At 75.0% G+C, this 25,278-nt stretch carries 22 protein-coding genes, 4 tRNA genes and 1 pseudogene; 13 read left to right on the top strand and 14 right to left on the bottom strand.

Going from position 1 to position 25,278, the window contains the following annotated elements; translation table 11 throughout:
- Positions 1-129: 129 nt before the first annotated feature.
- From ACZ5GH_RS19725 to ACZ5GH_RS19715, 3 genes are all read right to left on the bottom strand, one after another.
- Positions 130-1,851 carry an LCP family protein gene (locus tag ACZ5GH_RS19725; RefSeq protein WP_387759070.1) on the bottom strand — a complete coding sequence of 574 codons (1,722 nt, stop codon included), beginning with the start codon at positions 1,849-1,851 and terminating at the stop codon, positions 130-132.
- Positions 1,852-2,471: 620 nt separating this feature from the next.
- Positions 2,472-2,544: transfer RNA gene (locus ACZ5GH_RS19720), tRNA-Lys, on the bottom strand.
- 47 nt (positions 2,545-2,591) lie between these two features.
- Positions 2,592-3,380, bottom strand: coding sequence for a nucleotidyltransferase domain-containing protein (locus ACZ5GH_RS19715; RefSeq protein ID WP_464334907.1), 789 nt, complete (start codon positions 3,378-3,380; stop codon positions 2,592-2,594).
- Between the two features lie 125 nt (positions 3,381-3,505).
- Between ACZ5GH_RS19715 and ACZ5GH_RS19710 the strand changes: the two genes are divergently transcribed.
- The 3 genes from ACZ5GH_RS19710 (at position 3,506) to ACZ5GH_RS19700 (ending at position 6,322) form a co-directional block, all read left to right on the top strand.
- Complete coding sequence (locus ACZ5GH_RS19710) at positions 3,506-4,744, top strand: DNA glycosylase AlkZ-like family protein (RefSeq protein ID WP_464334906.1); 1,239 nt, start codon at positions 3,506-3,508, stop codon at positions 4,742-4,744.
- A gap of 10 nt (positions 4,745-4,754) precedes the next feature.
- Positions 4,755-5,516, top strand: coding sequence for an SDR family oxidoreductase (locus tag ACZ5GH_RS19705; protein WP_387759064.1), 762 nt, complete (start codon positions 4,755-4,757; stop codon positions 5,514-5,516).
- A 110-nt stretch (positions 5,517-5,626) separates the two neighbouring features.
- Complete coding sequence (locus ACZ5GH_RS19700) at positions 5,627-6,322, top strand: tyrosine-protein phosphatase (protein WP_387759063.1); 696 nt, start codon at positions 5,627-5,629, stop codon at positions 6,320-6,322.
- 7 nt (positions 6,323-6,329) lie between these two features.
- Here the strand turns inward: ACZ5GH_RS19700 and ACZ5GH_RS19695 are convergent.
- Positions 6,330-6,788, bottom strand: a pseudogene (locus tag ACZ5GH_RS19695) (RICIN domain-containing protein); the annotation flags it as partial.
- 98 nt (positions 6,789-6,886) lie between these two features.
- Here ACZ5GH_RS19695 and ACZ5GH_RS19690 point away from each other — a divergent pair.
- Positions 6,887-7,981: a hypothetical protein gene (locus ACZ5GH_RS19690; protein WP_387759061.1), complete on the top strand. Its 1,095-nt coding sequence runs from the start codon at positions 6,887-6,889 to the stop codon at positions 7,979-7,981.
- 125 nt (positions 7,982-8,106) lie between these two features.
- On the top strand, positions 8,107-8,442 hold the full coding sequence (locus ACZ5GH_RS19685; protein ID WP_387759059.1) for a hypothetical protein: 336 nt from the start codon (positions 8,107-8,109) through the stop codon (positions 8,440-8,442).
- A 35-nt stretch (positions 8,443-8,477) separates the two neighbouring features.
- Here the strand turns inward: ACZ5GH_RS19685 and ACZ5GH_RS19680 are convergent, their stop codons facing one another.
- The 6 genes from ACZ5GH_RS19680 to crcB (ACZ5GH_RS19655) form a co-directional block, all read right to left on the bottom strand.
- Positions 8,478-9,305, bottom strand: coding sequence for a TIGR02452 family protein (locus ACZ5GH_RS19680; RefSeq protein ID WP_387759058.1), 828 nt, complete (start codon positions 9,303-9,305; stop codon positions 8,478-8,480).
- Positions 9,306-9,482: 177 nt separating this feature from the next.
- Positions 9,483-11,744, bottom strand: coding sequence for a DEAD/DEAH box helicase (locus ACZ5GH_RS19675; protein ID WP_464334905.1), 2,262 nt, complete (start codon positions 11,742-11,744; stop codon positions 9,483-9,485).
- Positions 11,745-11,938: 194 nt separating this feature from the next.
- Entirely contained in the window at positions 11,939-12,676 is a 738-nt protein-coding gene (locus tag ACZ5GH_RS19670; protein ID WP_464334904.1) for a hypothetical protein, read from the bottom strand.
- A 168-nt stretch (positions 12,677-12,844) separates the two neighbouring features.
- Complete coding sequence (crcB, locus tag ACZ5GH_RS19665) at positions 12,845-13,219, bottom strand: fluoride efflux transporter CrcB (RefSeq protein WP_387759054.1); 375 nt, start codon at positions 13,217-13,219, stop codon at positions 12,845-12,847.
- Positions 13,216-13,638 (bottom strand): DUF190 domain-containing protein, encoded by a 423-nt coding sequence (locus ACZ5GH_RS19660; protein WP_464334903.1) that lies wholly within the window; start codon positions 13,636-13,638, stop codon positions 13,216-13,218. Before ACZ5GH_RS19660 ends, crcB (ACZ5GH_RS19665) begins: the two co-directional genes overlap by 4 nt.
- A complete protein-coding gene (gene crcB / locus ACZ5GH_RS19655; RefSeq protein WP_387759051.1) occupies positions 13,635-14,150 on the bottom strand; it encodes a fluoride efflux transporter CrcB in 516 nt (171 codons plus the stop codon). Before crcB (ACZ5GH_RS19655) ends, ACZ5GH_RS19660 begins: the two co-directional genes overlap by 4 nt.
- A 70-nt stretch (positions 14,151-14,220) precedes the next feature.
- On the opposite strand from crcB (ACZ5GH_RS19655), the gene ACZ5GH_RS19650 reads away from it, so the two are divergent.
- The 6 genes from ACZ5GH_RS19650 to ACZ5GH_RS19625 all read left to right on the top strand — a co-directional run bounded on the left by ACZ5GH_RS19650 (position 14,221) and on the right by ACZ5GH_RS19625 (position 16,245).
- Positions 14,221-14,562: a metallopeptidase family protein gene (locus ACZ5GH_RS19650; RefSeq protein WP_387759050.1), complete on the top strand. Its 342-nt coding sequence runs from the start codon at positions 14,221-14,223 to the stop codon at positions 14,560-14,562.
- 124 nt (positions 14,563-14,686) lie between these two features.
- Positions 14,687-14,759 (top strand) — tRNA-Glu (locus tag ACZ5GH_RS19645).
- A 63-nt stretch (positions 14,760-14,822) separates the two neighbouring features.
- A tRNA-Asp gene (locus ACZ5GH_RS19640) sits at positions 14,823-14,896 on the top strand.
- A gap of 27 nt (positions 14,897-14,923) precedes the next feature.
- Positions 14,924-14,997 (top strand) — tRNA-Phe (locus ACZ5GH_RS19635).
- 125 nt (positions 14,998-15,122) lie between these two features.
- Positions 15,123-15,668: a Uma2 family endonuclease gene (locus ACZ5GH_RS19630; RefSeq protein ID WP_464334902.1), complete on the top strand. Its 546-nt coding sequence runs from the start codon at positions 15,123-15,125 to the stop codon at positions 15,666-15,668.
- A gap of 91 nt (positions 15,669-15,759) precedes the next feature.
- Positions 15,760-16,245, top strand: coding sequence for a DUF3995 domain-containing protein (locus ACZ5GH_RS19625; RefSeq protein WP_464334901.1), 486 nt, complete (start codon positions 15,760-15,762; stop codon positions 16,243-16,245).
- 30 nt (positions 16,246-16,275) lie between these two features.
- Here the strand turns inward: ACZ5GH_RS19625 and ACZ5GH_RS19620 are convergent, their stop codons facing one another.
- Together ACZ5GH_RS19620 and ACZ5GH_RS19615 are read right to left on the bottom strand one after the other, a co-directional pair.
- Positions 16,276-17,334, bottom strand: a complete 1,059-nt coding sequence (locus ACZ5GH_RS19620) for an alpha/beta hydrolase family protein (protein WP_387759047.1) — start codon at positions 17,332-17,334, stop codon at positions 16,276-16,278.
- Positions 17,335-17,400: 66 nt separating this feature from the next.
- Positions 17,401-18,321: a zinc-binding dehydrogenase gene (locus ACZ5GH_RS19615; RefSeq protein ID WP_464334900.1), complete on the bottom strand. Its 921-nt coding sequence runs from the start codon at positions 18,319-18,321 to the stop codon at positions 17,401-17,403.
- Positions 18,322-18,653: 332 nt separating this feature from the next.
- Here ACZ5GH_RS19615 and ACZ5GH_RS19610 point away from each other — a divergent pair, with 332 nt between their 5' ends.
- Complete coding sequence (locus tag ACZ5GH_RS19610) at positions 18,654-19,610, top strand: LysR family transcriptional regulator (protein WP_387759043.1); 957 nt, start codon at positions 18,654-18,656, stop codon at positions 19,608-19,610.
- 64 nt (positions 19,611-19,674) lie between these two features.
- Here the strand turns inward: ACZ5GH_RS19610 and ACZ5GH_RS19605 are convergent, their stop codons facing one another.
- Positions 19,675-20,556: a hypothetical protein gene (locus ACZ5GH_RS19605; RefSeq protein ID WP_464334899.1), complete on the bottom strand. Its 882-nt coding sequence runs from the start codon at positions 20,554-20,556 to the stop codon at positions 19,675-19,677.
- On the bottom strand, positions 20,553-21,071 hold the full coding sequence (locus ACZ5GH_RS19600; protein WP_387759039.1) for a SigE family RNA polymerase sigma factor: 519 nt from the start codon (positions 21,069-21,071) through the stop codon (positions 20,553-20,555). Before ACZ5GH_RS19600 ends, ACZ5GH_RS19605 begins: the two co-directional genes overlap by 4 nt.
- A gap of 140 nt (positions 21,072-21,211) precedes the next feature.
- On the opposite strand from ACZ5GH_RS19600, the gene hrpA reads away from it, so the two are divergent.
- Complete coding sequence (gene hrpA, locus ACZ5GH_RS19595) at positions 21,212-25,192, top strand: ATP-dependent RNA helicase HrpA (protein ID WP_464334898.1); 3,981 nt, start codon at positions 21,212-21,214, stop codon at positions 25,190-25,192.
- Positions 25,193-25,278 lie beyond the last annotated feature (86 nt).

Here is a 25,278-nt window from a genome sequence, read left to right as displayed (position 1 = left end):
TGACCGCGCGGCCCCGCCGGGGGCCACGGGCCCACCATGGCACGACCCCCGGGCCCGCGCGCACCGGATGGCGCCGGCCCGGGGGTCGTCCCGGTGCTCGGGTGGTCCCGCGTCCCGCGGCGGGCGGGGTCAGCCGCCGCTGCCGTAGCTGGTGTTCGCGCAGATGTCGTCGTCGGCGGAACGGGCCTCGTTGGTGATGGTGGTCGGCAGCGGCTGCGGGGGCGCCGGGACGGCCGGGGTGGCAGCGGACGGCGCGCCGGCGGCGGGGGCGGTGGCCGCCATCCCCATCGCGGCCGCGAAGTCCTGGCCGGTGATCACCGAGATGCCCCGAGCGCCGCTGGGCTCCAGGCTGGCGCCCGGGAACAGCGCGGCCACCTTCTCGGCGTTCGCCTTCTGCCCGGAGCCGTACTCGATCGTGGTCGTCTTGTACTTGGTGCTCGCCGCCTGGCCCGCTGTGCTGGCGACGAACTTGGCGGCCTTCAGCTGCTCGGTCGCCTTGCCGGCCAGGCCGTTGAAGGTCGTGCCGTTGTAGACCGCCACCCTGATCGACGAGTTGGCGGTGTCCGCTGCCGGGGCGGCCGGCGTGGTGGGCTGCGCGGGCGGCGGCGGGGCCGCGCTGGTGGTGTCCGGGGCGTCCGGCTGCTGGCCGGTGGCGTTCTGGCCGTCGATGGTCTGGTCGGCCTTGAGGGTGTCCCAGAGCTTCTTGGCGTCCGCCTGGACGATGTCGAGGTCCTGGTCCTGGGTGCGGTAACGCCAGGGCACCGTCACGAACTTGAGGTCGTGCATGTCGATGTTCTTCAGCGACAGGCCGAAGGAGAGCAGCTTGTCGGCGGAGTCCAGGCCGGGGTCGACGACCAGGGACTTGGTGGCGGCGTCGGCCAGCGGAAGGAGGGTGGTGGGGTTCATCCCGTCCTTCTTGATCTTGCTGGCGAGCGAGCCGAGGAAGGCCTGCTGGCGCTTCATCCGGCCGATGTCCGAGCCGTCGCCGATGCCGTGCCGCAGCCGGACGTAGTCGAGCGCCTTCTGGCCCTCCACCTTCTGCTTGCCCTGCGGGAGGACGAGGTCGCCCTTCTTCTTCAGGTTGGGGTTGATGTCGCCCTCGTAGATCGGCTTCGGCAGGCAGATGTCCACGCCGTTCACGGCCTGGGTCATCGCGGAGAAGCCGTTGAAGTCGACCACGAGGGTGTGGTCGACGCGGATGCCGGTGAGCTTCTCCACCGTGTTCTGGGTGCAGGCCGGGTTGCCGTCGTCGCTGCCCCCCAGCGAGAAGGCGGAGTTGAACAGGTCGGTGTTGCCGCCCTTGGTCCACTTGCCGTTGGGCAGCTTGCAGGACGGCAGCTCGACCTTGGCGTTGCGCGGGATCGAGATCCCCACGGCGTGCTTGTGGTCGGCGTAGACGTGCAGCAGGATCGTGGTGTCCGAGCGGGCGCCGCCGTCCTCGCCGCCGCCGAGGTCGGCATTGTTCTTGCCGCGGCTGTCCGAACCGATCAGCAGGATGTTGACCGGCTTGTTGCCGTCCGCGTCGGCCTTCGCCTCCGGGGGGCGGTTGCGGGCTATCGCATCGGCGTCGAAGGACTTGATGTTGCCGTTCAGCTTGAGGTAGATCGCACCGCCGACACCGGCGATGACCACCAGCACGCCCGCCGTCGACCAGGCGACGATCTTCTTCACGTCCTTCTTGGGCTTGGCGCTCTTGCGCGCCGCGGCCCGGCCGCCCGTCGTTCCCGCCGCCGCGTCCGTCGTACCGCCACCGCCGCGGCCGCCCCTGCCCTGGGCGGCGCGGCGGGCCTCGGCCCGGCCGCCGGCGCGCGGGGCGGGCACGGAGCCCGCGGGGTCTTCCGTCGCGGGCACGCCTTCACCCCGAGCCGGGCTCTCGCCCCTCCGACCTGACATGCGCGTACCTTTCACCGACGGAAGCGACGCCCCTGACGATCCGGCGCACCGCACACAGAGAGACGGTCCGGACCGTTCCCAGGTTGCACATACGACCGTCACCACTAACCGACGATCGTGGCTTCCGATCATATTTAGGCCCGACACGATCACCGACCCTCGGCCCTCGGACAACCCCGCCGACCTGCGGGCAACACCCCCGCAGAACAACCGAAAACGCCCGATTCCGACGTGACCCATGCCACTTCACCGGCGCCTCGCCGACGCCTCGCCGACGCCGGAATCCGGCCACCGGCACGACCCGTGGGGCACCGCGGGCGCCAGGGCCGACGGCGGCGCCGGAACCGTCCGCGGCCGGCCCCGGGCCGCTCCGCCACCGGACGCCGCACCCCGACGCCGTCGCGGGCACCGGAGTTGAGCACCCGGAGCACCGGCGGCCCGCCTCGGACCGGGCGGTAGCCGTAGTGGTGAAGGTGGCGGTGGCGGTCGCGGTGCGCGACCCCGGGCGGCGGCGGGACACCCGCGCCGGGGAACGACGGAGGCCGGATCGGAGATCGCCTGATCCGGCCTCGGTGCGGTGGGCCACCAGGGGCTCGAACCCTGAACCTACGGATTAAAAGTCCGCAGCTCTGCCAATTGAGCTAGTGGCCCGCGGCCCCCGCGCGCCCGGGGTGCCGGGTGGAAGGACCACGGCGATCCTACCCGGTGGGGCCCAGGGCTCCGCCAGTGGATTGCACGGGCGTGCCGGGGTGGTGGAGCGGGACTTGAGGCGGGGTGTAGTGGGCCGTGCGGACCCGGCGGAGCCAGGCCTCGACGGGGCGCGGGTCGGGGGCGGCGGGCAGCACGCCGGGGCCGGCGAGGCGCTCGGCGGCGTCGGCGAGCAGGCCCTCCGCGAGGGCGGGGCGGTCGGCGATGCGTTCGCCGAGTTCGCGGATGCGTTCGGGGTCGGGCAGCCGGATCAGGTTGTGGCCGGTCCCGTGCAGGCGGACGGCCTGCTCGACCAGCCGGACCAGGTGCCGGGCGTGCTTGGCGGCCCGGCGGCGGGTGGCCGGGTCGGTGGTGTCCCGGGTCAGCAGCTTGCGGAACTGCTGGTCGGCGTAGCCGAGGTAGGCGTTGCGCACGGCCGGCGCGCTGAGGAACGCCGAGCGCAGGCCGACCAGTTCGTCGCCGAGCGGGGTGCGGACCTCGTACAACCCGTCCGGCAGCCAGACCAGCTCGGAGGCGGTCGGGTTGCAGCTCAGCGCCAGCCGGCACCACTTGGCGGCCTCGTGCAGGGTGACGTCGGGCGCGGTGCCGACGTGGGACTCGGCGGGGCGGCGCAGGCCGTGCAACTCCTCGGTGGGGGTGGCGAACAGGCCCAGCCGGTCGACGTCGGAGCCGGCGTGGGCGAAGCCGTACGCGGTGGAGCCGACGATGCCCGAGAGCAGGACCGTGCCGGGCACGCCGGGCAGACAGGGAACAGCGGGGACGGCGGGGACTGCGGACATCGGCGGACTCCTCTCGGACGGACGGGCGGACACCGCGTCCTCGTTCGGGCATCCTCGCCGGAGCGGGCCGCGCCGGACGAGCGAATTCCGGTCCCGGGGCCGCCCGGCCGCCGATACTGGGCCCCATGGAGCAGCAGCACCCTCACCCCGACGACCCCGCGGAGGCCGCCGAGGCCGTGAAGCTGCGCGCCTGGTGGTCGCACCGCCAGTGGCTGGACCACCCGCGCACCGGCGCCTCCGCCGCCGAGGTGCTGGCCGCCACCGGCTGGGCCCGCTCGGTGGGCGGCGCGGCGCCGTACCTGGGCCTGTTCGCCCGGGCCGGGCTCGGCCGGGCCGCGGTGGACGCGGCGGTGGGCCGGCTGGAGGTGCACGAGCTGCCGTCCGCGCGCGGCTGCACGTACGTGCTGCCGGCCGCCGACTTCGCGCTCGGCCTGGCCGCCGGGGCGGCCGCGCCGGCCGGCGAACTGGCCGCCGCGCAGAAGCACCTGGGGGTCGGCCGGGACGAGGTGGAGCAGCTCTGCCTGGCCGTCGAGCGGGTGCTGTCCGAGGACCGCCCGCTGGACCCGGCCGCGATCCGCGAGGCGGTCGGCGACGCCGTCCGGCCGCTCGGCGAGCCGGGGCGCAGGCGCGGCCTCACCACCACCCTGCCGCTCGCCCTCGGGCTGCTGCAGTCCCGCGGCCGGATCCGCCGGGTGCCCGTCAACGGCCGTCTGGACCAGCAGCGTTACGGCTACGTCGGCTGGGACCAGCCGGTCGCCGGGGACGCCGTCGACCTCGCCCGCCGCTACTTCTCCTGGGCCGGCCCGGCCACCCTCCGGCACTTCCGCTGGTTCTCCGGCTTCACCGCCGCCACGGCCCGCCGGGCCGTCGCCGAGGCCGGCCTGGTGCCGCTCGGGCCCGGCTCGGAGCTGCTGGTGCCGCCCGCACTCGCCGAGGAGTACGCCGGGTTCGAGGTGCCGGACGAGCCGCACTACACCCTGCTGGCCGGCATCGACGGCATCCACCTGCTGCACCGCGACCTGCCCCGGCTGCTCGACCCCGCCGACGCGGCCCGCCCGCTGCCCGCCGGCCGGGCCGGGCGCGCCTTCGGCACCGGGGCGGACCCGCAGACCCACGTGGTGCTCGACCGCGGCCGGATCGTCGGCCTCTGGGAGTACGACACCCAGCGCGCCGAGCTCGTCCTGCTGCCCTTCGTCCCGCCCGACGACGCCCTGCGGCGGGCGGCGGCCCGCACCGAGGCCTTCGTCCGGGACGAACTGGGCGACGCCCGCGGCTTCGGCCTGGACTCGCCGAGGAGCCGGGCCCCGAAGATCGCGGCCCTGCGGGAGGCCGCCGCGGGTGCCCCCGGCCGGGCCGCCGGGTAGCGTACGGGCCATGCCGACCACCCTGACCGACGAGGTCCTGATCGTCACCGGCGCGAGCCGCGGCATCGGTGCCGCCACGGCCCTGCTGGCCGCCCGCCGCGGCCACCGGGTCTGCGTCAACTACCGTACGGACGAGGGCGCGGCGGCCACCGTGGTGGACGCGATCCGGGCCGAGGGCGGCACCGCCCTGGCGGTCCGCGCCGACGTCTCCCGCAGCGCCGAGGTGGAGCGGCTGTTCACCACCGTGGACGACGAACTCGGCCCGCTCACCGGGCTGGTGAACAACGCCGGCACGCTGGAGAAGCAGTGCCGGCTGGAGGAGATCGACGAGGACCGGCTGAGCCGGATCTGGGCCGCCAACATCACCGGCCCGTTCCTGTGCGCGGCCCAGGCCGTCCGCCGGATGTCCACCCGGTACGGCGGGCGCGGCGGCGCCATCGTCAACGTCGGCTCGGCCGCCTCCCGGATCGGCTCGCCGAACGAGTACGTCGACTACGCGGCCGCCAAGGGCGCGGTCGACTCGATGACCCGCGGCCTCGCCCTGGAGGTCGCCGCCGAGGGCGTCCGGGTCAACGCGGTGCGGCCGGGGCTGATCCACACCGGGATCCACGCGCTCGGCGGCGAGCCCGGCCGGGTCGACCGGGTCGCGCCCGGTCTGCCGATGCGGCGCGGCGGGCGTCCGGAGGAGGTCGCCGAGGCGATCCTCTTCCTGCTCTCCCCGGCCGCCTCGTACACCACCGGGGCGTTCCTGGAGGTCTCCGGCGGGCGCTGAGCGGCCGGTCGGACACCGGCGCCGGCTGGTTCGGGCCGACGTCGTCCCGCCACCGGGCGGCCCCCTGCGGTTTCCTTCCGCCCGCCCGCGCCCGCCCGTACGGTGGTGCCATGACCGACGTCTTCATCGACATCCCCGGTGTGCGCAACTTCCGCGACGCGGGCGGGATCGGCGCCCTCCGCCGGGGCGTGCTGTACCGCTCCGGGTCCTTCCACGCCCTCACCGAGGACGGCGCCCGGCGGCTCAGGGCGCTCGGCCTGCGGACGGTCTTCGACCTGCGCAGCGCGGTCGAGCTGGAGGTCTGGCCGGACCGGCGGCACGGCCTCGACCACGAGGCGTTCAGCCTGCCGACCCTGCCCGCCGACCGCCAGGACGCCGGGCGGCCCTGGCCCGAGGACCAGGCCGCCCTCTACCCCTTCATGGCGGAGACGGCGGGCCCCTCGCTCGCCGCCGTGGTGCGCCGGCTCGCCGCCCCGGACTCGCTGGCCGCCGTCGTCCACTGCGCCGTCGGCAAGGACCGCACCGGGCTCACCATCGCCGTCGTCCAGTCCCTGCTGGGCGCCTCGGAGGCCGAGATCACCGCCGACTACCTGCTCTCCAACATCGGGCTCGGCCTCGACAAGGGCCCCGTCCCGTACACCGACGAGACCGGCGCCGAGCGCGTCTCCCGCCCGGTCGGCGCCGAACTCCTCGCCTCCTCCCTGGCCTGGATCCACGACCGCCACGGCACCGTCTCCGGCTACCTCCGCCACCACGGCGTGACGGACGCCGAGCTCGACGCCCTGCACGCCAACCTCTCGGCCTGACCGGGCCTCAGCCCTCCCGGCGCTCGAAGCGCCACCACTGGGCCGGGACGTCGGCGTCCTCGCGCTGGTGGACGTCGGCCTCCGGGGTGTCGCCCGCCGTCAGGGGCTTGCCGCTGACGAAGCTGGTGACCGTGTAGGTGCCCGGGGCGTCGGTGTGGGCCTCCAGCAGCCACTCCTGGGCGCCGAAGGCGTTGGCGGACCACTGCTGGATCCGGGCGCCGTCCTCCGTCGAGGCGCCGGTGACGTCCAGGCGCCTGCCGCTGCCGACGTTCTCGATGTGGAACAGCGCGCCGCCCGGGTGGACGGCGGTGAGGCGCCAGAGCTGGGCGTCACCGCCGTCGTCCGCGCCGAGGACGATCCGGGCGCCGAGGCGCCGGGAGGCGTCGGCGACCCGCAGCAGCAGGCCGCTCCCGACGTTGCGGACGAGGTAGCTGCCGTCGGTGATCGCGGAGTCAGTCACGGCCGAAGTCTGCCACCGGGCACCGACAGGCCCCGGACCGACCGGGGCGGGCCGGGCGCGGAGGAGTTTCCGCCGGACCGGCCCGGCCCCCTATGCTGCGGCGAATGTCCACCGAGCAGATACCGCCGCACCGTCAACAGCCCACCTTCACCGAAGCCGTGACCGCCCTGGAGGCCGCGGTCGCGGCCGGGGACGAGGAGCGGTTCGGGCCCGCCCTCGGGCTGGTCGGCGGGCTGTTCGGCGCGGCCGACCCGGCCGAGCGGGTGGCCGCCGGCCCCCGGCTGGCGGCGCTGCTGCCGGACGCCCCGCCGTTCCCCCGCGCCCACCTGGCCATGGTGGTGGGTGCCTGCGTGGAGCACGGCGCCGACCCGGTCGCCTGCTCCGGCCCGGTGCTGGCCGGCCTGCGCGGGGCCCTGACCGGAGCCCAGCTGCTGGTGCGGCGCTGGGTCGCCACCGGCGGCGGGCCGCTGCCCAGCGCGGAGGAGGACGATCCGGCCGAGGCGCACGAGCGGATCGCCGACCCGGCGCACCTGGACGACTGGCACGCCCACCTGGCCGTGGTCGCCTGGTGGACGCTGCACCTGTGGCAGCAGGCCGCCTGGGCGGTGTACACCCACGCCGAGGTCCGGACCGAGGCCCGCGCCTCGGGCGTGACCGAGGTGGTCCTGGAGCTGTTCGACCGCTACCAGGGCGAGCAGCACGACTTCAAGGGTCTGGTCCACCTGGCGCTGATGCTGGACGACGAGCCGCTGCTGGTGCTCGACCGCCCCACCGGCACCGGCTACCTGCTGCGGATGAGCGGCCTGAGCGACACCTTCCAGCTGCACACCCTGCTCGCCGACGTGCTGATCGGCGGCGGCCACCTGCCCGGCACCCCGCAGGACCGCGAGGTGGTGGCGCTGGCCCGGACGGCCTACCTGGACGGCCGCCGGCTGATCGCCACCGGCGCCTTCAACCTGGTCGCGCCGGACGGCTCCTGGATCTGGAACGAGGGGACGCCCAGCGACATCCCGGTGGTGGACGGCGTGCGCACCCTGGTCCTGGAGCCGCTGCCGTACGAGCGGAGCTGGTCGGCCGGGCGGTTCATCCAGGAGGTCCCGGGCGACCTGCGGCTGGAGCGGGTGCTCGACCCGGCGGAGGCGGCACGGCTGCTGGCCGCCACGGTGCCGGGGCAGACGCCCGCCGAGGCGTTCCGATAGGAGGACCGGCGGCAGTCGCGCAAGGCCCGGAGGCGTTCCGCCGGGAGGCCCCGGGCGCTCCGCCCGTTCAGCGGGTTAGGGTCGGAGACCGACACGGCCCAACGCGCCTACGAGTGGAGTCGACGATGGCGAAGGTCCCCAACGTGCTCGCGGCCGCCGCGCCCGCCGCGCTGACCGCGGCGAGCGGCCTGGTCGGCGGTTACGGCGCCGCCCGCTGGAGCGGCCGGCGCGAACTGGGCGGCGCGGTGCTGGCGGTGGCCGGCGCCGGGGCGGCCGCGCAGTGGCGCCGCAGCTCGGGCACGGGCACCGCGGCCGCGCTGACCGGCCTGTACGTGGCGGCCTTCGGCGGCTCGCACCCGCTGGCGAAGCGGATCGGCGCCTGGCCGTCCGTCTTCGCCGTGACCGCCGTGGTCGCGGCGGCCTCGACGGCCGCGACGGCGCTCTCCGCCCGCCGGAGGTAGCCCGCCGTTCCGGGGGCGGCAACGCTGCCGGACGGTCACCTCGCGCCGAACCGGGCCTCGAAGGCGGCCCGGTTGGCCGAGACCGGCGAGCGGTCCCAGACCGCGAAGACCACCGCGTCGAAGGCCGCCCCGTACCGGGCCAGCGCCCCCTCGAACGCCTCGGCGACCTGCGCCGGGTCGTTGCGGAACACCCCGCAGCCCCAGGCGCCGAGCACCAGCGTGCGCACCTCGTGCCGGGCCGCCGCCGCGAGCACCCGGACGGCCCGCTCGGCGAGCACGCCCCGGACGTCCGTCCCGGCCGAACGCCGCTCCAGCTGACCGGCGTTGGGCGCGGGCGAGGTCAGGAAGGTGACCGGGTACGGCTGGGCCAGCAGCTCGCCGCGCCCGTCCCGGATCACCGGCACCGCGGGCGAGACGATCACCCGGTGGCTGTACCGGACGTCGGCGGAGGCCCGGTGCGCCTCGTAGTAGTCCGGCGCCTCCAGCAGGCAGCTGTACAGCAGCGCGCTGCGGCAGAGGTCCTCCTCCTGGGCGCGGGCGCCGCGCAGGTAGCCGCCGCCGGGGTTGCGCGCGGAGGCGAAGTTCAGCACCCCGACCGGGCCGGCCCCGGCCTCGACCAGTCGGCGGGCGGCCTGGACGCTGCCCTCGGCCGTCACCTCGACCCGCCCCTCCGCCGGGCCCGGCCCGCGGTCGCCGGCGGCCAGCAGCGCGGCCAGGCCGTCCGGCGCGTACGACACCGTGCCGGCCTTCGCCGCCGCCAACTCCTCGCCCACCCGCACGAGTTCGCCCCCGGCCGTCCGGTAGCTCCCCCGCGCGGCGATCTCCTCGTTCACCCGTGCCACGTCGTGCAGTCTGCTGCTCATGACGGCGACGCTACGGGACTACCGCGCACGGGCGCCACAGGTTATTCTCACTCCCAGAACAACGCCTCGGGGGGCACGGCGAGGTGTTCGGGGGAACGCGAAGGGCCCGCTCCGGGGGACGGAGCGGGCCCTTCGTACGTTCAGCGCGGCCGGCGGTCGACTACCGCCGGTGCGGCGTCAGTTCTTCCAGCGCGGCTTGCGGTCGTCGCCGCCGAAGGAGCGGCCGCCGCGGTCGTCGCGGTCACGGCCGCCACCGAAGCCGCCGCGGTCACGGTTGAAGCCACCGCGGTCGGACTGCGGACGGCCGCCGGAGCGGTGGTCGTCGCGGCGGGAGAACGGACGGCTGCTGCCGCCGCGCTCGTCGCGGTCCCGGCCGAAGGACGGGCGGTCACCGAAGGAGCGGGCCGGACGGTCGCCGAAGGAGCGGCCGCCGCGGTCGTCGCGGTCGCGGTTGAAGCCACCGCGGTCGCCGCCGCGGTCACGGTCGAAGCCGCCCGAGCGACGGTCGTCGCGGTCACGGCCGCCACCGAAGCCGGCACGGTCGCGGTTGAAGCCGCCGCGGTCGCCGCCGAAGCCGCCCGAACGGCGGTCGTCACGGTCGCGGCCGCCACCGAAGCCACCCGAACGACGGTCGTCGCGGTCGCGGTTGAAGCCACCGCGGTCGCCGCCGCGGTCACGGTCGAAGCCGCCCGAGCGACGGTCGTCGCGGTCGCGGCCGCCACCGAAGCCACCGGAACGGCGGTCGTCGCGGTCGCGGTTGAAGCCGCCCGAACGGCGGTCGTCCCGGTCGCCGCCACGGTCGCGGTCACGGTCACGGCCGAAGGCCGGACGCTCGCTGCGGGCCTCGCGGTAGGACGGGGCGCGCTCCTCGGTCTGCGGCGCGGCGGCCTCGGCGACGGCCGGAGCGGCCTCGGTCGCGGCCGACTCGTCGGACCCGGCCTCGGCGGCCGGCTCCTCGTCCTCGATGCCCAGCTCGGCCCGCTCGCGCGCCGCACGGGCGGCCAGGCGGTCGGCCTCCTCGCGCAGCTCGGCGGCGCGGCGCTGCGCGCGCTCCAGCTGGCGGGTCATGTCGGCGAGCTCGCGCTCGGCGGCACCGGCGATGTTGGCGGCGCTCTCCGCCTGGACCTCGGTCAGCGAACGGGCGCCGGTGATCTTGGCGACCTCGGCGTCGAAGGCGTGGTCCAGGATGTGGCGCGAGGCGTCGACGCCCGCGTCCTCCATCAGGCGGAAGACGCCACGGCGCTGGTGCGGCAGCACCAGGGTGACGACGGCGCCGGAGCGGCCGGCCCGCGCGGTGCGGCCGGAGCGGTGCAGGTAGTCCTTGTGGTCGCCGGCCGGGTCCACGTTCAGGACCAGGTCGATGCCGTCGACGTGGATGCCGCGGGCGGCGACGTCGGTGGCGACGACGACGTTGGTGTAGCCGTCCTTGAAGTCGCCGAGGACGCGGGTACGGGCGCCCTGGGTCATGCCGCCGTGCAGCGCGTCGGCCTTCACGCCGGCCTCGATCAGCTGCTCGGCGACGCGGTCGGCGCCCATCTGGGTGCGGACGAAGATGATCGTGCGGCCCTTGCGGGCGGCGATCGCGTTGGTGATCGGCGCCTTGTCCTTGGGCTTCACCACGAGGATGTGGTGGGTCATGGTGGTGACCGCGCCGGCCGACGGGTCGACCTCGTGGGTGACCGGGTTCTTCAGGTAGCGCTTGACCAGGGTGTCGATCTCGTTCTCCAGGGTGGCGGAGAACAGCAGGCGCTGGCCGCCGGCCGGCACCTGGTCGAGGATCTCGGTGACCTCGGGCAGGAAGCCCATGTCGGCCATCTGGTCGGCCTCGTCGAGCACGACGGTCTGGACGTCGGCCAGCTTGGCGGAGCCGCGGTTCAGCAGGTCGCGCAGACGGCCGGGGGTGGCGACCAGGATGTCGACGCCGCGCTCCAGCGCGTAGATCTGGTTCGACATCGAGGTGCCGCCGCAGACCACCTTGAGGCGCAGGCCGAGCACCGAGCCGAACGGCTCCAGGGCGTCGGCCACCTGCATGGCCAGCTCACGGGTCGGGACCAGGATCAGGCCGCGCGGGTGCTTGGGCTTGGTGCGCTCGCCGTCGGCGAGGCGGGTCAGCAGCGGCAGGCCGAAGCTGAGGGTCTTGCCGGAGCCGGTGCGGCCACGGCCCAGCACGTCCTTGCCGGCCAGGGCGTCCGGGATGGTCGCGGCCTGGATCGGGAACGGGGTGGTGACGCCGCGCTTGGCGAGGGCGCGCACGACGTCGTCGTGCAGGCCCAGGTCGCCGAACGTGATGGTGGGCTCGGCGGCCGCCTCCTCGGGGGCCTCCACGGCCTCGGCGATCACCTCGTCCACGGCGGTGTCGTTGGTGTCGTCGGAGTCGGTGACATCGGCGGCGGCCTCGTTCGCGGGCATGGCGAAGCGGGCGTCGTCAACGAGAGACATGCAAAACCTTCCGGAAGTGGCACGCGCCAAAGTCCGGGGTTCTGTTTCACAACCGCCTCTATGCGGTCAGCCACGGATCGCCGGAACGCGCCAAGGGCGCCAGTGGGATTAGGGCGCCAGTCAAATGGATCAAACGAACGATCTACCACCATAGACGAACCTGAGGATCGGAGGCAAATGCCCTGGTCGATCCGTTATTGCCCGGCCGCCCGGGGAGTCGGGGCCGAGGAACCGGAGCTGCCGGCGGTCGGGTCCGGGGCCGGTGGCACGGTCGCGGCGGGCGAGCTGTGCTCGGGCGCGGGGGTGCTCGACGGGCGGCTGCTCGCGGTCGCCGAGGGCGTCCCGGCCGAACCGCCGCCGGAGCGGCCCTCCCCGGTGCCGCCCGCCCCGCCGGCGCCCCCGGAGGCCGTCGTGCCACCGGACCCGCCCGTGCCCGCGCCCGGATGCGGCACGGGACTCGTGTTCGCACCGCCCGCCGAACCGCCGCCCGGACCGCCGTCGGGCGCGCCCGACCCGGGCACCGGCACCAGCCCGGCCACCGCGCCGTTCGCCCCCGGGGCCGCCCCGCCGGACTGCGCGGCGGCCCCGCCCGGACCGCCTTCGCCCTGGAGGCCCCCCGCCCGCTCCGGGCGCCCCGAGGCCCCGCCCGGGTGCCCGGCGCCCGGCGAGGCAGAGGGCCCGCCGGTCGCCCCCGGCCGCACCGCCGGACCGGCCTGCCCGACCGGCGCCACGCCGTGCTTCTCCTCCGCCGCCGGACCGACCGACATGCACCCGGTCAGCCCGAGCCCGGCCACCGTCAGCAGCGCCGCCGCCCGTACCGCGCGCGAGGGCGGGACCGCCGCCGCCCGCCCCGGGGCCGTACGCGCCGCGGCCAGCCGCACCCGCACCGCCCGTACCGCCCGCACCGTCCGTGCCGCCCGTACCGAAGCCACTGAGGTCCCTCTCTACCGCCCCACCCGGGCCGCCCACTCGCGTGCGGCCGCTTTCGGTGCCCAACGCGCGCCCGGCCCGGCGGGACACGGGCAGCGCCCAAGCTCGCCCGGCGGGGCGGGGGCGGCGGCGGGGGCGTGGCGGGAGCGGCGGGGGGGCTCCGGGCCCGGTCAGCCCCAGAGCGCCGCGGCCAGCTCCGCGCCCGCGTACACCGCGGCCAGCCCGGCCAGCACGCTGCCGGCCGCGTTGGCCAGCGCGTACCGCCCGGCGCCGGTCTCGGCCAGCCGCAGGGTCTCGTACGAGAAGGTCGAGTAGGTGGTCAGCGCCCCGCAGAGCCCCGTCCCCAGCAGCAGTTGGACCTCCGAGGAGGCCGCGCCCGCCGCCACCGCACCGGTCACCAGTCCGAGGACCAGGCAGCCGACCACGTTCACCGTGAACGTGCCCCACGGGAACACCGAGTCGTGCCGGGACTGCACCGCCCGGTCGGTCAGGTACCGCAGCGGCGCGCCGACCACCGCGCCCGCCGCCACCAGCAGCCAGTTCACTCCGCCGTCTCCCCCTGACCCGGCTCCCGGCCCGGCTCCCGCTCCTGACCCTGGCCCTGGCCCTGGCCCTGCTCCTGCTCCTGCCCCCGGCCCGCGTAGGTCACGACCTCGCAGCGGTCCAGCAGCACCAGGCCCTCCGCCGCCATCCCGTCCAGCTGCGGCAGGAACGCCCGCACCCGCTCCTCCCGGTCCACGATCACCACCGCCACCGGCAGGTCCTCGCTCAGCGACAGCAGCCGCGTGGTGTGCACCAGCGACGAGGCCCCGAACCCCTCGATCCCCCGGAACACGCTCGCCCCGGCCAGCCCGGCCGCCCGGGCCCGGTGCACGATCTCGCTGTACAGCGGCCGGTGGTGCCACCGGTCGCTCTCCCCGATCAGCACGGTCAGCCGCAGCGCCGGCCCGCCCAGCCGGCTCACCGCGCGCCCCCGGCCCGGTGGACCAGACGCCGGGTCAGCCCGGCCGCCGCCCACACCGCGAGCAGCGCGCCCAGCAGCGTCAGCCCGAGGTACGCCACGGCCGGGCCGGGCCGTCCGCCCTCCAGCAGACGGCGGACGTCCACCGCGTACGTCGAGAAGGTGGTGAAACCGCCCAGCACGCCGGTGCCGAAGAACGGCCGCACCAGCGGATGCGCCTGGCGCCCCTCGGTGAGCACCACCAGGAACACCCCGATCACCGCACAGCCGACCACGTTGACCAGCAGCGTCGTCCACGGGAAGGCCGTCGGCCCGGTCTGCCAGCCGAGCCCGGCCGCGTACCGCGCGGTCGCCCCGATCGCCCCGCCCGCCGCGACCACCGCCACCGCGGGCCCCTGCCCGCGCAGCACCGGCGGCCGGCCCCGGGCCGGTGCCGCGACCGGCGGCGTCCGGACCGGACCCCCCGCCGCGGGGCCGTCCGCGGCGCCGTCCACCGCGTCCTCCGAGGTCGTCATAGCCCCATCAAACACCGGCCTCCGCCACCTGGCACACCGTCATCCGACACCGGACAATGATCCGGTGGAGATGACCCGGGAAGAGTTCGAGACGCTGGTCGCCGACGCCCTCGACCAGATCCCCCCGCAGCTCGCGGCCATGATGGACAACGTCGCGATCTTCGTCGAGGACGAACCCGATCCGAGCGACCCCGAACTCCTCGGCCTCTACGAGGGCACCCCGCTCACCGAGCGGGGCGAGTGGTACGCGGGCGTCCTGCCCGACCGCATCCTGATCTACCGCGGCCCCACCCTGCGCCACTGCGACACCCGCGAGCAGGTGGTCGAGGAGGTCCGCACCACGGTCATCCACGAGGTCGCCCACCACTTCGGCTTCGACGACCACGAGCTCGACGAGCTCGGCTGGTCCTGACCCCCGGCCCCCGCTCCGACCCGCCCCACCCCCACCCGGCCGAAACCCGTTTTGGCGATCCGCCCCGCATCCCATATGCTTCTCGACGTCCCCGAACGCTGGGAAACAGCGGGACAGGCCACAAGCCCTCATCGTCTAGTGGCCCAGGACGCCGCCCTTTCAAGGCGGTAGCACGGGTTCGAATCCCGTTGGGGGCACGCAGTACCGTAGTAAAGTGCAGTGCGCAAGACCGCAAGACCCTGAGTGGTTCGCCACTTCTAGGTCCCGTGGAGCAGTTGGTTAGCTCGCCACCCTGTCAAGGTGGAGGTCGCGGGTTCAAGTCCCGTCGGGATCGCTCGTCTCGCAAGAGACGGTGCAGTACGGCCAGGTAGCTCAGTTGGTACGAGCGTCCGCCTGAAAAGCGGAAGGTCGCCGGTTCGACCCCGGCCCTGGCCACAACCGGAAGCCCCCGTAGCGAATTCGCTACGGGGGCTTCGTCGTACCACCGGCCGGGCGGCCGACTACGCTGGGTGTCCGGTACCGGTGGATTCGGTTCGTTCGGCTCAGGAGGCTTCGCGCTCATGACCCGGGAACACTTCGAACTCCTCGAGGAAGCCCGCAGGAGCCTGCCCGACGGCTTCAAGGTCGAGCTCTCCGGGGACACCATCACGATGATGGTGAGCCCGTCCGGGATCCACCAGCGCAACCTGCTGGTGGTGCGTCGCCAGTTCGACGCGCACACACCGGCCGGGCTGCTGCCGAGCGAGAACACCGACCTGGTCTCGCCGAACGTCGGCAAGAGCCGCAACCCCGACCTGACGTACCTGCCGGACGAGGCGCTGGCCACGACCGACAACCAGGTGCCCGCCGAGCTGGCGGCGATCGCGGTCGAGCTGGTCTCGCCCTCCAACCCCGAGAACGACTGGGTGGGGAAGCTGCGCGACTATCCGCTGATGGCCATCCCGCTGTACCTCCTGATCGACGCCCGGGAGAAGACCGTCACCCTCTTCAGCAGGCCGGACGCCACCCGGTACCACCGGCGTGAGGACGTCGCCTACGGCGAGACGCTGCACATCCCGGACCCCTTCGACTTCGACCTGGTCACCGACGGGCTTCTGCCGTACTGACGCCGGCTACCCCCGTTTCCCCCCGGAGGGGGAGGGGGTGCCGCCCTCGGGACGATCCGGCGGGGCGGGCCGGCGCGGGACCGTGGGCGGCATGGGGACGACACGGGACACGGGCTGGAACCGGGTGGCGCGGGGCGCCGGGTACGCGGCGGCGGGGTGGGCGGTGGCCTTCGCGCTGGTGCACGTGTACTGGCTGGCGGACGGGCGGCTGGGGCTGCCGGAGGGGCGGTCGGTGTGGAGCAGCACGCCGCTGCTGGTGATCGACGTGCTCGCGATCCCGTTGTGCGCGGTGGCCGCGGCGGTGGCGCTGGCGCCGCTGCGGCGGTGGGGTGCGCGGGTGCCGGCCCGGCTGCTGGGCTTCGCGCTGTGGGGCACCACCGCGCTGCTGGTGCTGCACGCCGCGCCGTCCGTGCCGGACTGGATCGCGCTGGCCGTCGGCAGCCGCTCGGCGGCCGGGTTGGACGCGATGGCCCGGTTCGCGACCTTCGGCTACGAGCCGTTCTTCCTGGCCGGCGGCCTGCTGTTCGCCGTCGCCTCGCTCGGCCGCCGGGCGCTCGGCCGGTCAGTCGGGCGGTGAGCCGGTCGGCCGGTCGGCCGGCGAGCCCGGTCAACCGGTCAGCTTCTCCGTGAGCCAGTCGGCGGTGGCCGGGAGCCAGTCCGGCAGGGCGGTGCCGAGCAGGTGGTTGCCGTGCGGCACGAGCAGCAGTTCGGCGGCCGGGGCGCGCTCGGCCAGGGCGGTGGCGGGGGTGACGCCCGGGATGCGGTCCTCGCCGCCCTCGACCACCAGCAGGGGGACGGTGATCCCCGGCGCGAGGGCGGTCAGGTCGACCCGGTCGGCGAAGGCGCGGGCCGCCTCGTACCCGCCGCAGCGCTGGGCCAGGGTCGCGGTGACGAACGGCACCAGGCCGTCCCAGTCCAGCCGGTACGGGCCGCTGACCACGGCGGCGGCGCGCAGCCGCGGCTCGCGGGCGGCGGACTCGGCCGCGTAGTAGCCGCCCAGGCTGAGGCCGATCACGGCGGCCCGGGCGAGGTCCAGCCCCGGCCGGCCGGCCAGCGCGTCGAGGGCCCGGCCGACCACCCGGTGGTACTCCGGCTCCGGCGCGCCGGCGGCGGCCAGCACGCCCTGCCCGGGCCCGTCGACGGCCAGCACCGCGACGCCCCGGGCGAGCAGGGCCTCGGCGACCGCGTGGAACTCCTCCTTGCCCGAGTCCATCCCCGGCACCACCACGACCACCGGGGCCGCTCCCCCGCCGGCCGCCGGGCGGCGCAGCCAGCCCGCGAAGCCCTCGCCCTCGACCCGCTCCGCTCCCGGGTCGAGCAGCGCCAGCGCCCGCCGCATCGCCTCGTCGGCCTCGCCGGCGGCCTCGGCCGCGGCGGCCCGGTCGGGGTGCGGGAGCAACCCGGCGAAGTGGTACCAGCGGGCCGCGCTGCGGTACGCCTCACCGGCGGTGACGGCACGGCCCTCGGCGGCGGCCCGTGCCGCCGTCGCGGCGTACCGGTGGCCGACGGCCCGGCAGGCGGCCGGCCAGTCGCGCGGCGAGGTCAGCGGGGCGGTCACCCGGTCGTACTCGTACGTGTCCAGGCCGGCGCCGTGGGCGCGCGGGCGGTTCTCCTGGACGAAGGCGGGCAGCAGGCCGGGGGTGTCGAGGAAGGAGAGGTCGGGCACGGCGGGGGTTCCCTTCGGGGCATTGGTCGTCGGGTCGTCGGGTCGTCGGATGGTGCGCAACGGGCGTCAGGCGAGGGTCAGGACGGCCTTGCCGCGGATCCGGCGCTCGCGCAGGTCGGTGAGCACGGCGGCGGTCTCCGCCCAGGGCGCGACCCGGCCGAGCTCCGGGGTCAGCCGCCCCTCCCGGGTGAGGCGCACCAGGGTGGCCAGGTCGGCACCGTCGGGGACGTCCGAGTCCGCGTAGTGGAAGTGCCGGACGACCGCCGACTCCGGGCCCTTGAAGAAGTCGAAGAAGTCGAGCGTGACGGGCGTCCGGGAGGCCTGGCCGAACCAGATCAGGGTGCCGCGCCGGGCCAGCCGGGCCAGCGCGACCGGCAGTGCGGCGCCGCCGGTGGACTCCAGCACCAGGTCGTACGGCCCGCGCGCCGCGGCCGGCTCGTGCACCACCTCGGCCGCTCCCAGCTCGACCAGCCGCCGCCCGCGCTCCGCGGAGGCGGTGACGGCGGTCAGCTCGGCCCCGGCCGCGGCGGCCAGTTCGGTGACGTAGTGCCCGACGCCCCCGGAGGCCCCGGTCAGCAGCACCCGCCGCCCGGCCAGCGGGCCCGCGGCCCGGAGCAGCCGCAGCGCGGTGAGGCCGGCCAGCGGCAGCGCGGCCGCCCGGACGGCGTCCAGGCCGTCGGGCAGCTCGGCGAGGGAGGACGTCGGGACGCACACGTACTCGGCCCACCCACCGGCCGACGGATGCCCCACCACCCGGCGGCACGCCGCCGGCCCCGACCCGTCGGCGGCGGCCTGCACCACCAGCCCGGCCACGTCCTTGCCCGGCCGCCACCCGGCCCGGGGCGCCTCCAGCTGGAAGGTCTCGCCCCGGTTCACCGAGAACGCCTCCACCTTCACCAGCGCCTCCCCCGGCCCCGGCCGCGGCTGCTCCACCTCCGCGAACCGCACCGGCTCCGCCGCCCGCCCCGTCGCCACCAGCGCCTTCATCCCCGCTCCTCCGTCGGCCACCCCCACACTTCACCCCGCCCCGCACCGGCCGGTCCAACAACCGGAGGAGGCCGACGACAACCAGCGGTTGTGCTGCGGGGAGGGGCGCGAGGGGGACGCGGGGAGCGGTGAGTCGGCCCGGCGAGGAGGGATGCGCGCGCCAGGGCGGTCACCGCAACCCGACGAAGGGCAACGGGGCGGGCGCGGCGCCGCCGGCGAGGGTTGTGCTGCGGGGAGGGGCGAGAGGGGATGCGCCAGGGCGGGCACCGCGACCCGGCCCGGCGGGGCGCTTGGCGCGGCGCCCGACCGGAGGGCGCGGCTAGGGTGCCCGGGTGGATCTGGATCTGGCGCAGGTGCGGGCGTTCGTCGTCGCCGCCGAGGAGTCGCACTTCGGGCGGGCGGCCGGGCGGCTGGGGATCAGCCAGCAGGGGCTGTCGAAGCGGGTGGCGCGGCTGGAGGCGGTGCTGGGGGTGCGGCTGCTGGAGCGGGACGCGCGCGGGGTGGCGCTGACCGGGGCCGGGCGGCGGTTCCTGGAGCCGGCCCGGCGGGTGCTGACCCAGGGGGAGCGGGCGGTGGCCGCCGTGGGGTGCGCCGCGCGGCCGCTGCGGATCGACGTGTGGGGGCACCTGTACGCCCCGATGCGTACGCTCGCGCAGGCGGTGGACGCCGCGCCGGGGCTGCAGGTGGAGCCGTCGCCCGGCCGGGACCTGCCGTCCGTCGCGGCGGCCGTGCTGCGCGGGGAGTCGGACGCCGGGTTCGGGCGGGTACACCGACTGCCCGCCCACGACGGCGAGTTGACGCACCGGCTGGTCCGGCTGGAGCCGGTGGACGCGCTGCTGAGCACCGACCATCCGCTGGCCGGCCGGGACGTCCTGCGCCCGGACGAGCTGCGGGGCGGTGTGCTGCGCTACCCGGCGGCGGTGGACCGTCTGGACTTCCTCACCCGCTTCGCCGCCCGGTTCGGGATCTCCCGCCGGGTCGGCTCGACCAACCTGGGCCTGGAGCACTTCGTGGACCAGGTCCGCGCCGACCCGGACTGCTTCTCCCTCGTTCCCGCCGACGGCCCGCTCCCCGCCCGCCCGGGCGTCCGCACCGTCCCGCTGGTGGACCCGACCCCGCTCTACGCCTGGTCGCTCCTCTGGCGCACCGGCCCGGACACCGACCCGCACCCCCGGCTCGACGACCTGCTGAGGGCGTTCACCACCGAGGCGGCCCGCAACCGCTGGCTGGAGTACGACCCGGCCCGCGACTGGCTCCCGGACGCCGACCAGGCCGCGCTCAACCCGTGACGGCCGCCCCGGCAGCCGGCCCCGACGGCCCCGACGGTCCCGCCGGTCCCCGACGGCCGTCGGCTCAGGAGGTCCGGAGCCACTGGTCGAAGGTGCGCACCACCGAGCCGTCCGCCGCGTAGTAGGTGACGGTCCCGGGGTCCGTGCCCGGCTTCGCGAGGACGGAGAAGTAGCGGAACGGGGAGTCCCCGACCGCGACCGGCACCGCCTCGGTGGTGCCACCGGTCTTCCAGGCGATCACGACCTTCGCGACCTCGGCCTGGACGCCCTGGATCACCACCGGCGGCACGCCCGACCCGTCGTCGACGCCGAGCGACGCCCCGCCGACGGCGGCCGGGTACCCGCCCGGGGCGGAGACCGCGTGCAGGGAGTCGTCCACCTGCCGCTTCCCGTCCACGGTGTAGTAGTAGTTCACCCAGTCGAGGCGGGTGTCCCAGTTGTCGTCGATGTCCTTCTGGGTCACCGGCTTCACCTTCGGGTTGGCCTCCTGGCGCTCCGCCTGGATCAGCCGGGCCTGCCTGGCGTAGTCCCCCTTGTCGGGCGTGGTCGGCCACAGCGCGGCCCAGCCCTGCCAGGCGTGGCCGTTGGCCGTGCCCTCGGCGACCTTGACCCGCACGGGGTTGAACGGGTCCCGGGCGGCAGCGGTCGCGCTCGGTGCGGCGGCCGCGGCGGCCGCGGCGCCGGAGGCCGCCACCACCACGGTCGAGCCGGCGGTGCGCCCGTGTTCGCCGAGCACCGCCGTCCCGCCGGCGACGCCCGCGACCAGCGCGGCCGCCACCGCGGCGGTCAGCAGCCGCCGGCGCCGCAGCCGCCGTCGGCCCCCGGCGACCAGCCGGTCGTACGGGGCCGCTCCGACGTCGACGCTCCCGGCCAGTTCGCCCAGGGCCCGTACGGTGGCCGGCTCGTCGCCGTCCACCGCGTCCCCGAACCGGAAATCGTTGCTCATCCTGTCCCTCCGACGCTCGTCAGTCCGATGAGTGAGGAGGCGCCCCGGAGCTTGGCCAGGCCTCTGGCCGCCTGGCTCTTCACCGTGCCGACCGAGCAGCCCATCGCCGCCGCGGTCTGCGTCTCGCTGAGGTCCTCCCAGTACCGCAGCACCACGGCCTGGCGCTGGCGCGGCGGCAGGTTGCCGAGCGCGGCGAGCAGCACGGCCCGGTCGTCCGGGTCGGCGCCGGCCGGCGCCGGGCGGTCCGGGAACGCGGTGACCGGGTACTCGACCAGCCGCCGCCGGAACTTCCTGGCGTGCTCGTTGATCACGATCCGGCGCACGTAGGCGTACGGGTCGTCCGCCGCGCGCACCCGGTTCCAGGCCGCGTACGCCCGTTCCAGCGCCTGCTGGACCAGGTCCTCCGCGCCGTGCCGGTCCCCCGCGAGCAGGTACGCCGTCCTGAACAGCCGTGACCACGCGCTGCCGACGAACGTCCGGAACTCCTCGTCCCGGGCGGTCTTGTGGGCTCCCATGAGCACCTCCTCACACCCCGGAGCCCGGGACGGCCGCGGACCGTTGCCCGTCGTTCGCGATTCGCCGCCGACGGCTGTGACACTGGAGGGGCTCGAAAACCGAGGTGCGCTCCGCCGTGCCTCCTTGCGAACCTAGAGGGATGCCCGCAGTGAGTTCTCCCGCAGTCCAGTCCGCCACCGTACCCGCCGAGGGGCCCGGGATCGGGGAGCTGGCCGCCCGTCTGCCCGAGCTGACCCTGCGCGACCAGGTGCGGATCGGCCGCCGGCTGGAGGGGGCCCGCCGGGTCCGCAAGCCGGAGGCCCGGCAGAAGATCGCCGCCGAGATCGCCGCCGACATCGACCGCGCCGAGCTGCTGGTCGAGCGGCGCCGCGGCGCGGTCCCGACGATCACCTATCCCGCCGAGCTGCCGGTCAGCCAGAAGAAGGACGAGATCCTGGAGGCGATCCGGGACCACCAGGTGGTGATCGTCGCGGGTGAGACCGGCTCCGGCAAGACCACCCAGATCCCGAAGATCTGCCTGGAGCTCGGCCGCGGCGTGCGCGGCCTGGTCGGCCACACCCAGCCGCGCCGGATCGCCGCCCGCACGGTGGCCGAGCGGGTCGCCGAGGAGCTGGACAGCCCGCTCGGCGAGGCGGTCGGCTGGAAGGTCCGGTTCACCGACCAGGTCGGCCAGGACACCCTGGTCAAGCTGATGACGGACGGCATCCTGCTCGCGGAGATCCAGACCGACCGCGACCTGCACCAGTACGACACCCTGATCATCGACGAGGCGCACGAGCGCAGCCTCAACATCGACTTCATCCTCGGCTACGTCAAACAGCTGCTCCCCCGCCGCCCGGACCTCAAGGTCGTGATCACCTCCGCGACCATCGACCCGGAGCGCTTCGCCCGGCACTTCGGCGACGCCCCGATCGTCGAGGTCTCCGGCCGCACCTACCCCGTGGAGGTCCGGTACCGGCCGATCGTCGAGGACGGCGCCGACGAGGCGGACGACGTCGACCGCGACCGGGACCAGGTCCAGGCGATCTGCGACGCCGCCGAGGAGCTCCAGGCCGAGGGCCCGGGCGACATCCTGGTCTTCCTCTCCGGCGAGCGCGAGATCCGCGACACCGCGGACGCCCTCGGCCGGCTGAAGTTGAAGAACACCGAGATCCTCCCGCTGTACGCCCGGCTCAGCTCGGCCGAGCAGCACAGGGTCTTCCAGCGCTCCCGCAGCCGCCGGATCGTGCTGGCCACCAACGTCGCCGAGACCTCGCTGACCGTCCCCGGCATCAAGTACGTGATCGACCCGGGCACCGCCCGGATCTCCCGCTACAGCCACCGCACCAAGGTGCAGCGGCTGCCGATCGAGGCGATCAGCCAGGCCAGCGCCAACCAGCGCAAGGGCCGCTGCGGCCGCACCTCGGACGGCATCTGCATCCGGCTCTACTCGGAGGAGGACTTCCTCTCCCGCCCCGAGTTCACCGACGCCGAGATCCTGCGCACCAACCTGGCCTCGGTGATCCTCCAGATGACCGCGGCCGGCCTCGGCGACATCGCCGCTTTCCCGTTCCTGGACCCGCCGGACTCCCGCAACATCAAGGACGGCGTCCACCTGCTGCACGAGCTGGGCGCGCTCGACCCGGACGAGAAGGACCCGCGCAAGCGCCTGACCCAGCTGGGCCGCAAGCTCGCCCAGCTCCCGGTGGACCCGCGGATGGCCCGCATGGTGCTGGAGGCGGACCGCAACGGCTGCGTCCGCGACGTCATGGTGATCGCCGCCGCGCTCTCCATCCAGGACCCGCGCGAGCGCCCTGCCGAGAAGCGCCAGGCCGCCGACGACCGGCACCGCCGGTTCAACTCGGAGACCTCCGACTTCCTCTCCTACCTGGCGATGTGGCGCTACGTCCGCGAGCAGCAGAAGGAGCTCTCCTCCTCGGCCTTCCGCCGGATGTGCAAGGCGGAGTTCCTCAACTACCTGCGGATACGGGAGTGGCAAGACATCTACACCCAGCTGCGCACCGTGGCCAAGCAGTTGGGCGTGACGATCGAGGAGCCCCACCCGGACGCCGAGCCGGACGCGGACCGGATCCACCAGTCCCTGCTGGCCGGCCTGCTCTCCCACATCGGCCTGTTCGACGTGGAGAAGCGCGAGTACGGCGGCGCGCGCGGCGCCCGCTTCGCGGTCTTCCCGGGCTCCGGCCTGTTCAAGAAGCCGCCGCGCTGGGTGATGTCCGCCGAGCTGGTGGAGACCTCCCGGCTGTGGGCCCGGATCAACGCCAGGATCGAGCCGGAGTGGGTCGAGCCGCTGGCCGGCCACCTGATCAAGCGCAGCTACAGCGAGCCGCACTGGGAGAAGAAGGCCGGCGCCGTCATGGCGTACGAGAAGGTGACCCTCTACGGGATGCCGGTCGTCGCCCAGCGCAAGGTCAACTACGGGCGGATCGACCCGGAGCTCTGCCGCGAGCTGTTCATCCGCAACGCGCTGGTCGAGGGCGACTGGGAGACCCACCACCGGTTCTTCGCGGAGAACCGCAGGCTGCTCGGCGAGGTCGAGGAGCTGGAGAACCGGGCCCGCCGCCGGGACATCCTGGTGGACGACCAGACCCTGTTCGAGTTCTACGACGCCCGGCTGCCCGACGACGTGGTTTCCACCCGGCACTTCGACTCCTGGTGGAAGAAGGCCCGGCACGACCAGCCGGACCTGCTGAACTTCGAGAAGTCGATGCTGATCAACGACGCCGCGGACGGCGTCACCGAGGCCGACTACCCGGACCACTGGCAGCAGGGCAAGCTCCGCTTCAAGCTGACCTACCAGTTCGAGCCGGGCAGCGACGCGGACGGCGTGACGGTGCACATCCCGCTGCCGGTGCTCAACCAGGTCACCTCGGAGGGCTTCGACTGGCAGATCCCCGGTCTGCGGGAGGAGCTGGTCACCGCGTACATCAAGTCGCTGCCGAAGGCGATCCGGCGCAACTTCGTGCCGGCGCCGGACTTCGCCAAGGCGGCGCTGCGCGCGGTGAAGGACCGCCAGGAGCCCCTCCTCCCGGCCCTGGAGCACGCCCTGAAGCGCCTGACGGCGATCACCGTGCCCCCGGAGGCCTGGGACGACGAGCGGGTCCCGGAGCACCTCAAGGTGACCTTCCGGGTGGTGGACGGGCGGCGCCGGCTCGCCGAGTCCAAGGACCTGGAGGAGCTGCGGCTGAAGCTCAAGCCCAAGCTCAAGGAGACGCTCTCCTCGGCCGCCTCCGGCCAGGGCATCGAGCAGAGCGGGCTGACCGCCTGGCCGGCCTCGCTGCCGGTGCTCCAGCGCACCTTCGAGCAGCGCTCGCGCGGCCACTCGATGCGCGCCTACCCGGCCCTGGTGGACGAGGGCCAGTCGGTCGGCGTCCGGCTGTTCGACACCCCGGAGGCGCAGGCCCAGGCGATGTGGGAGGGCACCCGCCGGCTGCTGATGCTGACCACCACGTCCCCGGCCAAGTCGATCCAGGGCCGGCTGGGCAACCAGGCGAAGCTGGCGCTCTCGCACAGCCCGCACGGCTCGATCGGCGCCCTGTTCGAGGACGTCGTGGCGGCCGCGACGGACCGGCTGATGGCCCTGAACGGCGGCCCGGCCTGGGACGAGGCGGCCTTCGGCAAGCTGCACGACAAGGTGCGCGCGGACCTGTACGACCTGTCCGCGGACACCACGCTGAAGACGGCCACCGCGCTGATCGCCTTCCACAAGGCGTCGACCCGGCTGAAGTCGGTGAGCAGCCCGGTGCTGCTGAACGCGGTGAACGACGTCCGGCTGCACCTGGCCTCGCTGGTGCACCCGGGCTTCGTGACGGCCACCGGCTGGCAGCGGCTGCCGGACCTCAAGCGCTACCTGCTGGCGGTGGACCGCCGCCTGGAGGCGCTGCCCAACCACCCGCAGCGGGACGCCCAGCAGCTGCTGAAGGTGCAGCAGGTGCAGCAGGCGTACGGGGAGCTGCTGGCGGCGGTGCCGGCCGGGCGGCAGCCGTCCGCGGAGGTGCGGGCGATCCGCTGGATGATCGAGGAGCTGCGGGTCAGCTTCTTCGCCCAGTCGCTGGGCACGCCGAGCCCGGTCTCGGAGAAGCGGATCATGAAGGCGATGGAGGCGGCGCGGGCGACGCTCTGACCCGGGTACGGCCGTGGCCGGCCCGGGCGGCGCCGTGAGCTGCGGGTGGGCCTTCAGGAGTCAGTTCGACCTGGAGGCCCACCATG

The organism is Kitasatospora sp. Xyl93 (assembly GCF_055383135.1).
Note: the sequence above shows the minus strand (reverse complement) of the source record. Positions and strands in the feature narration are given on the sequence as shown.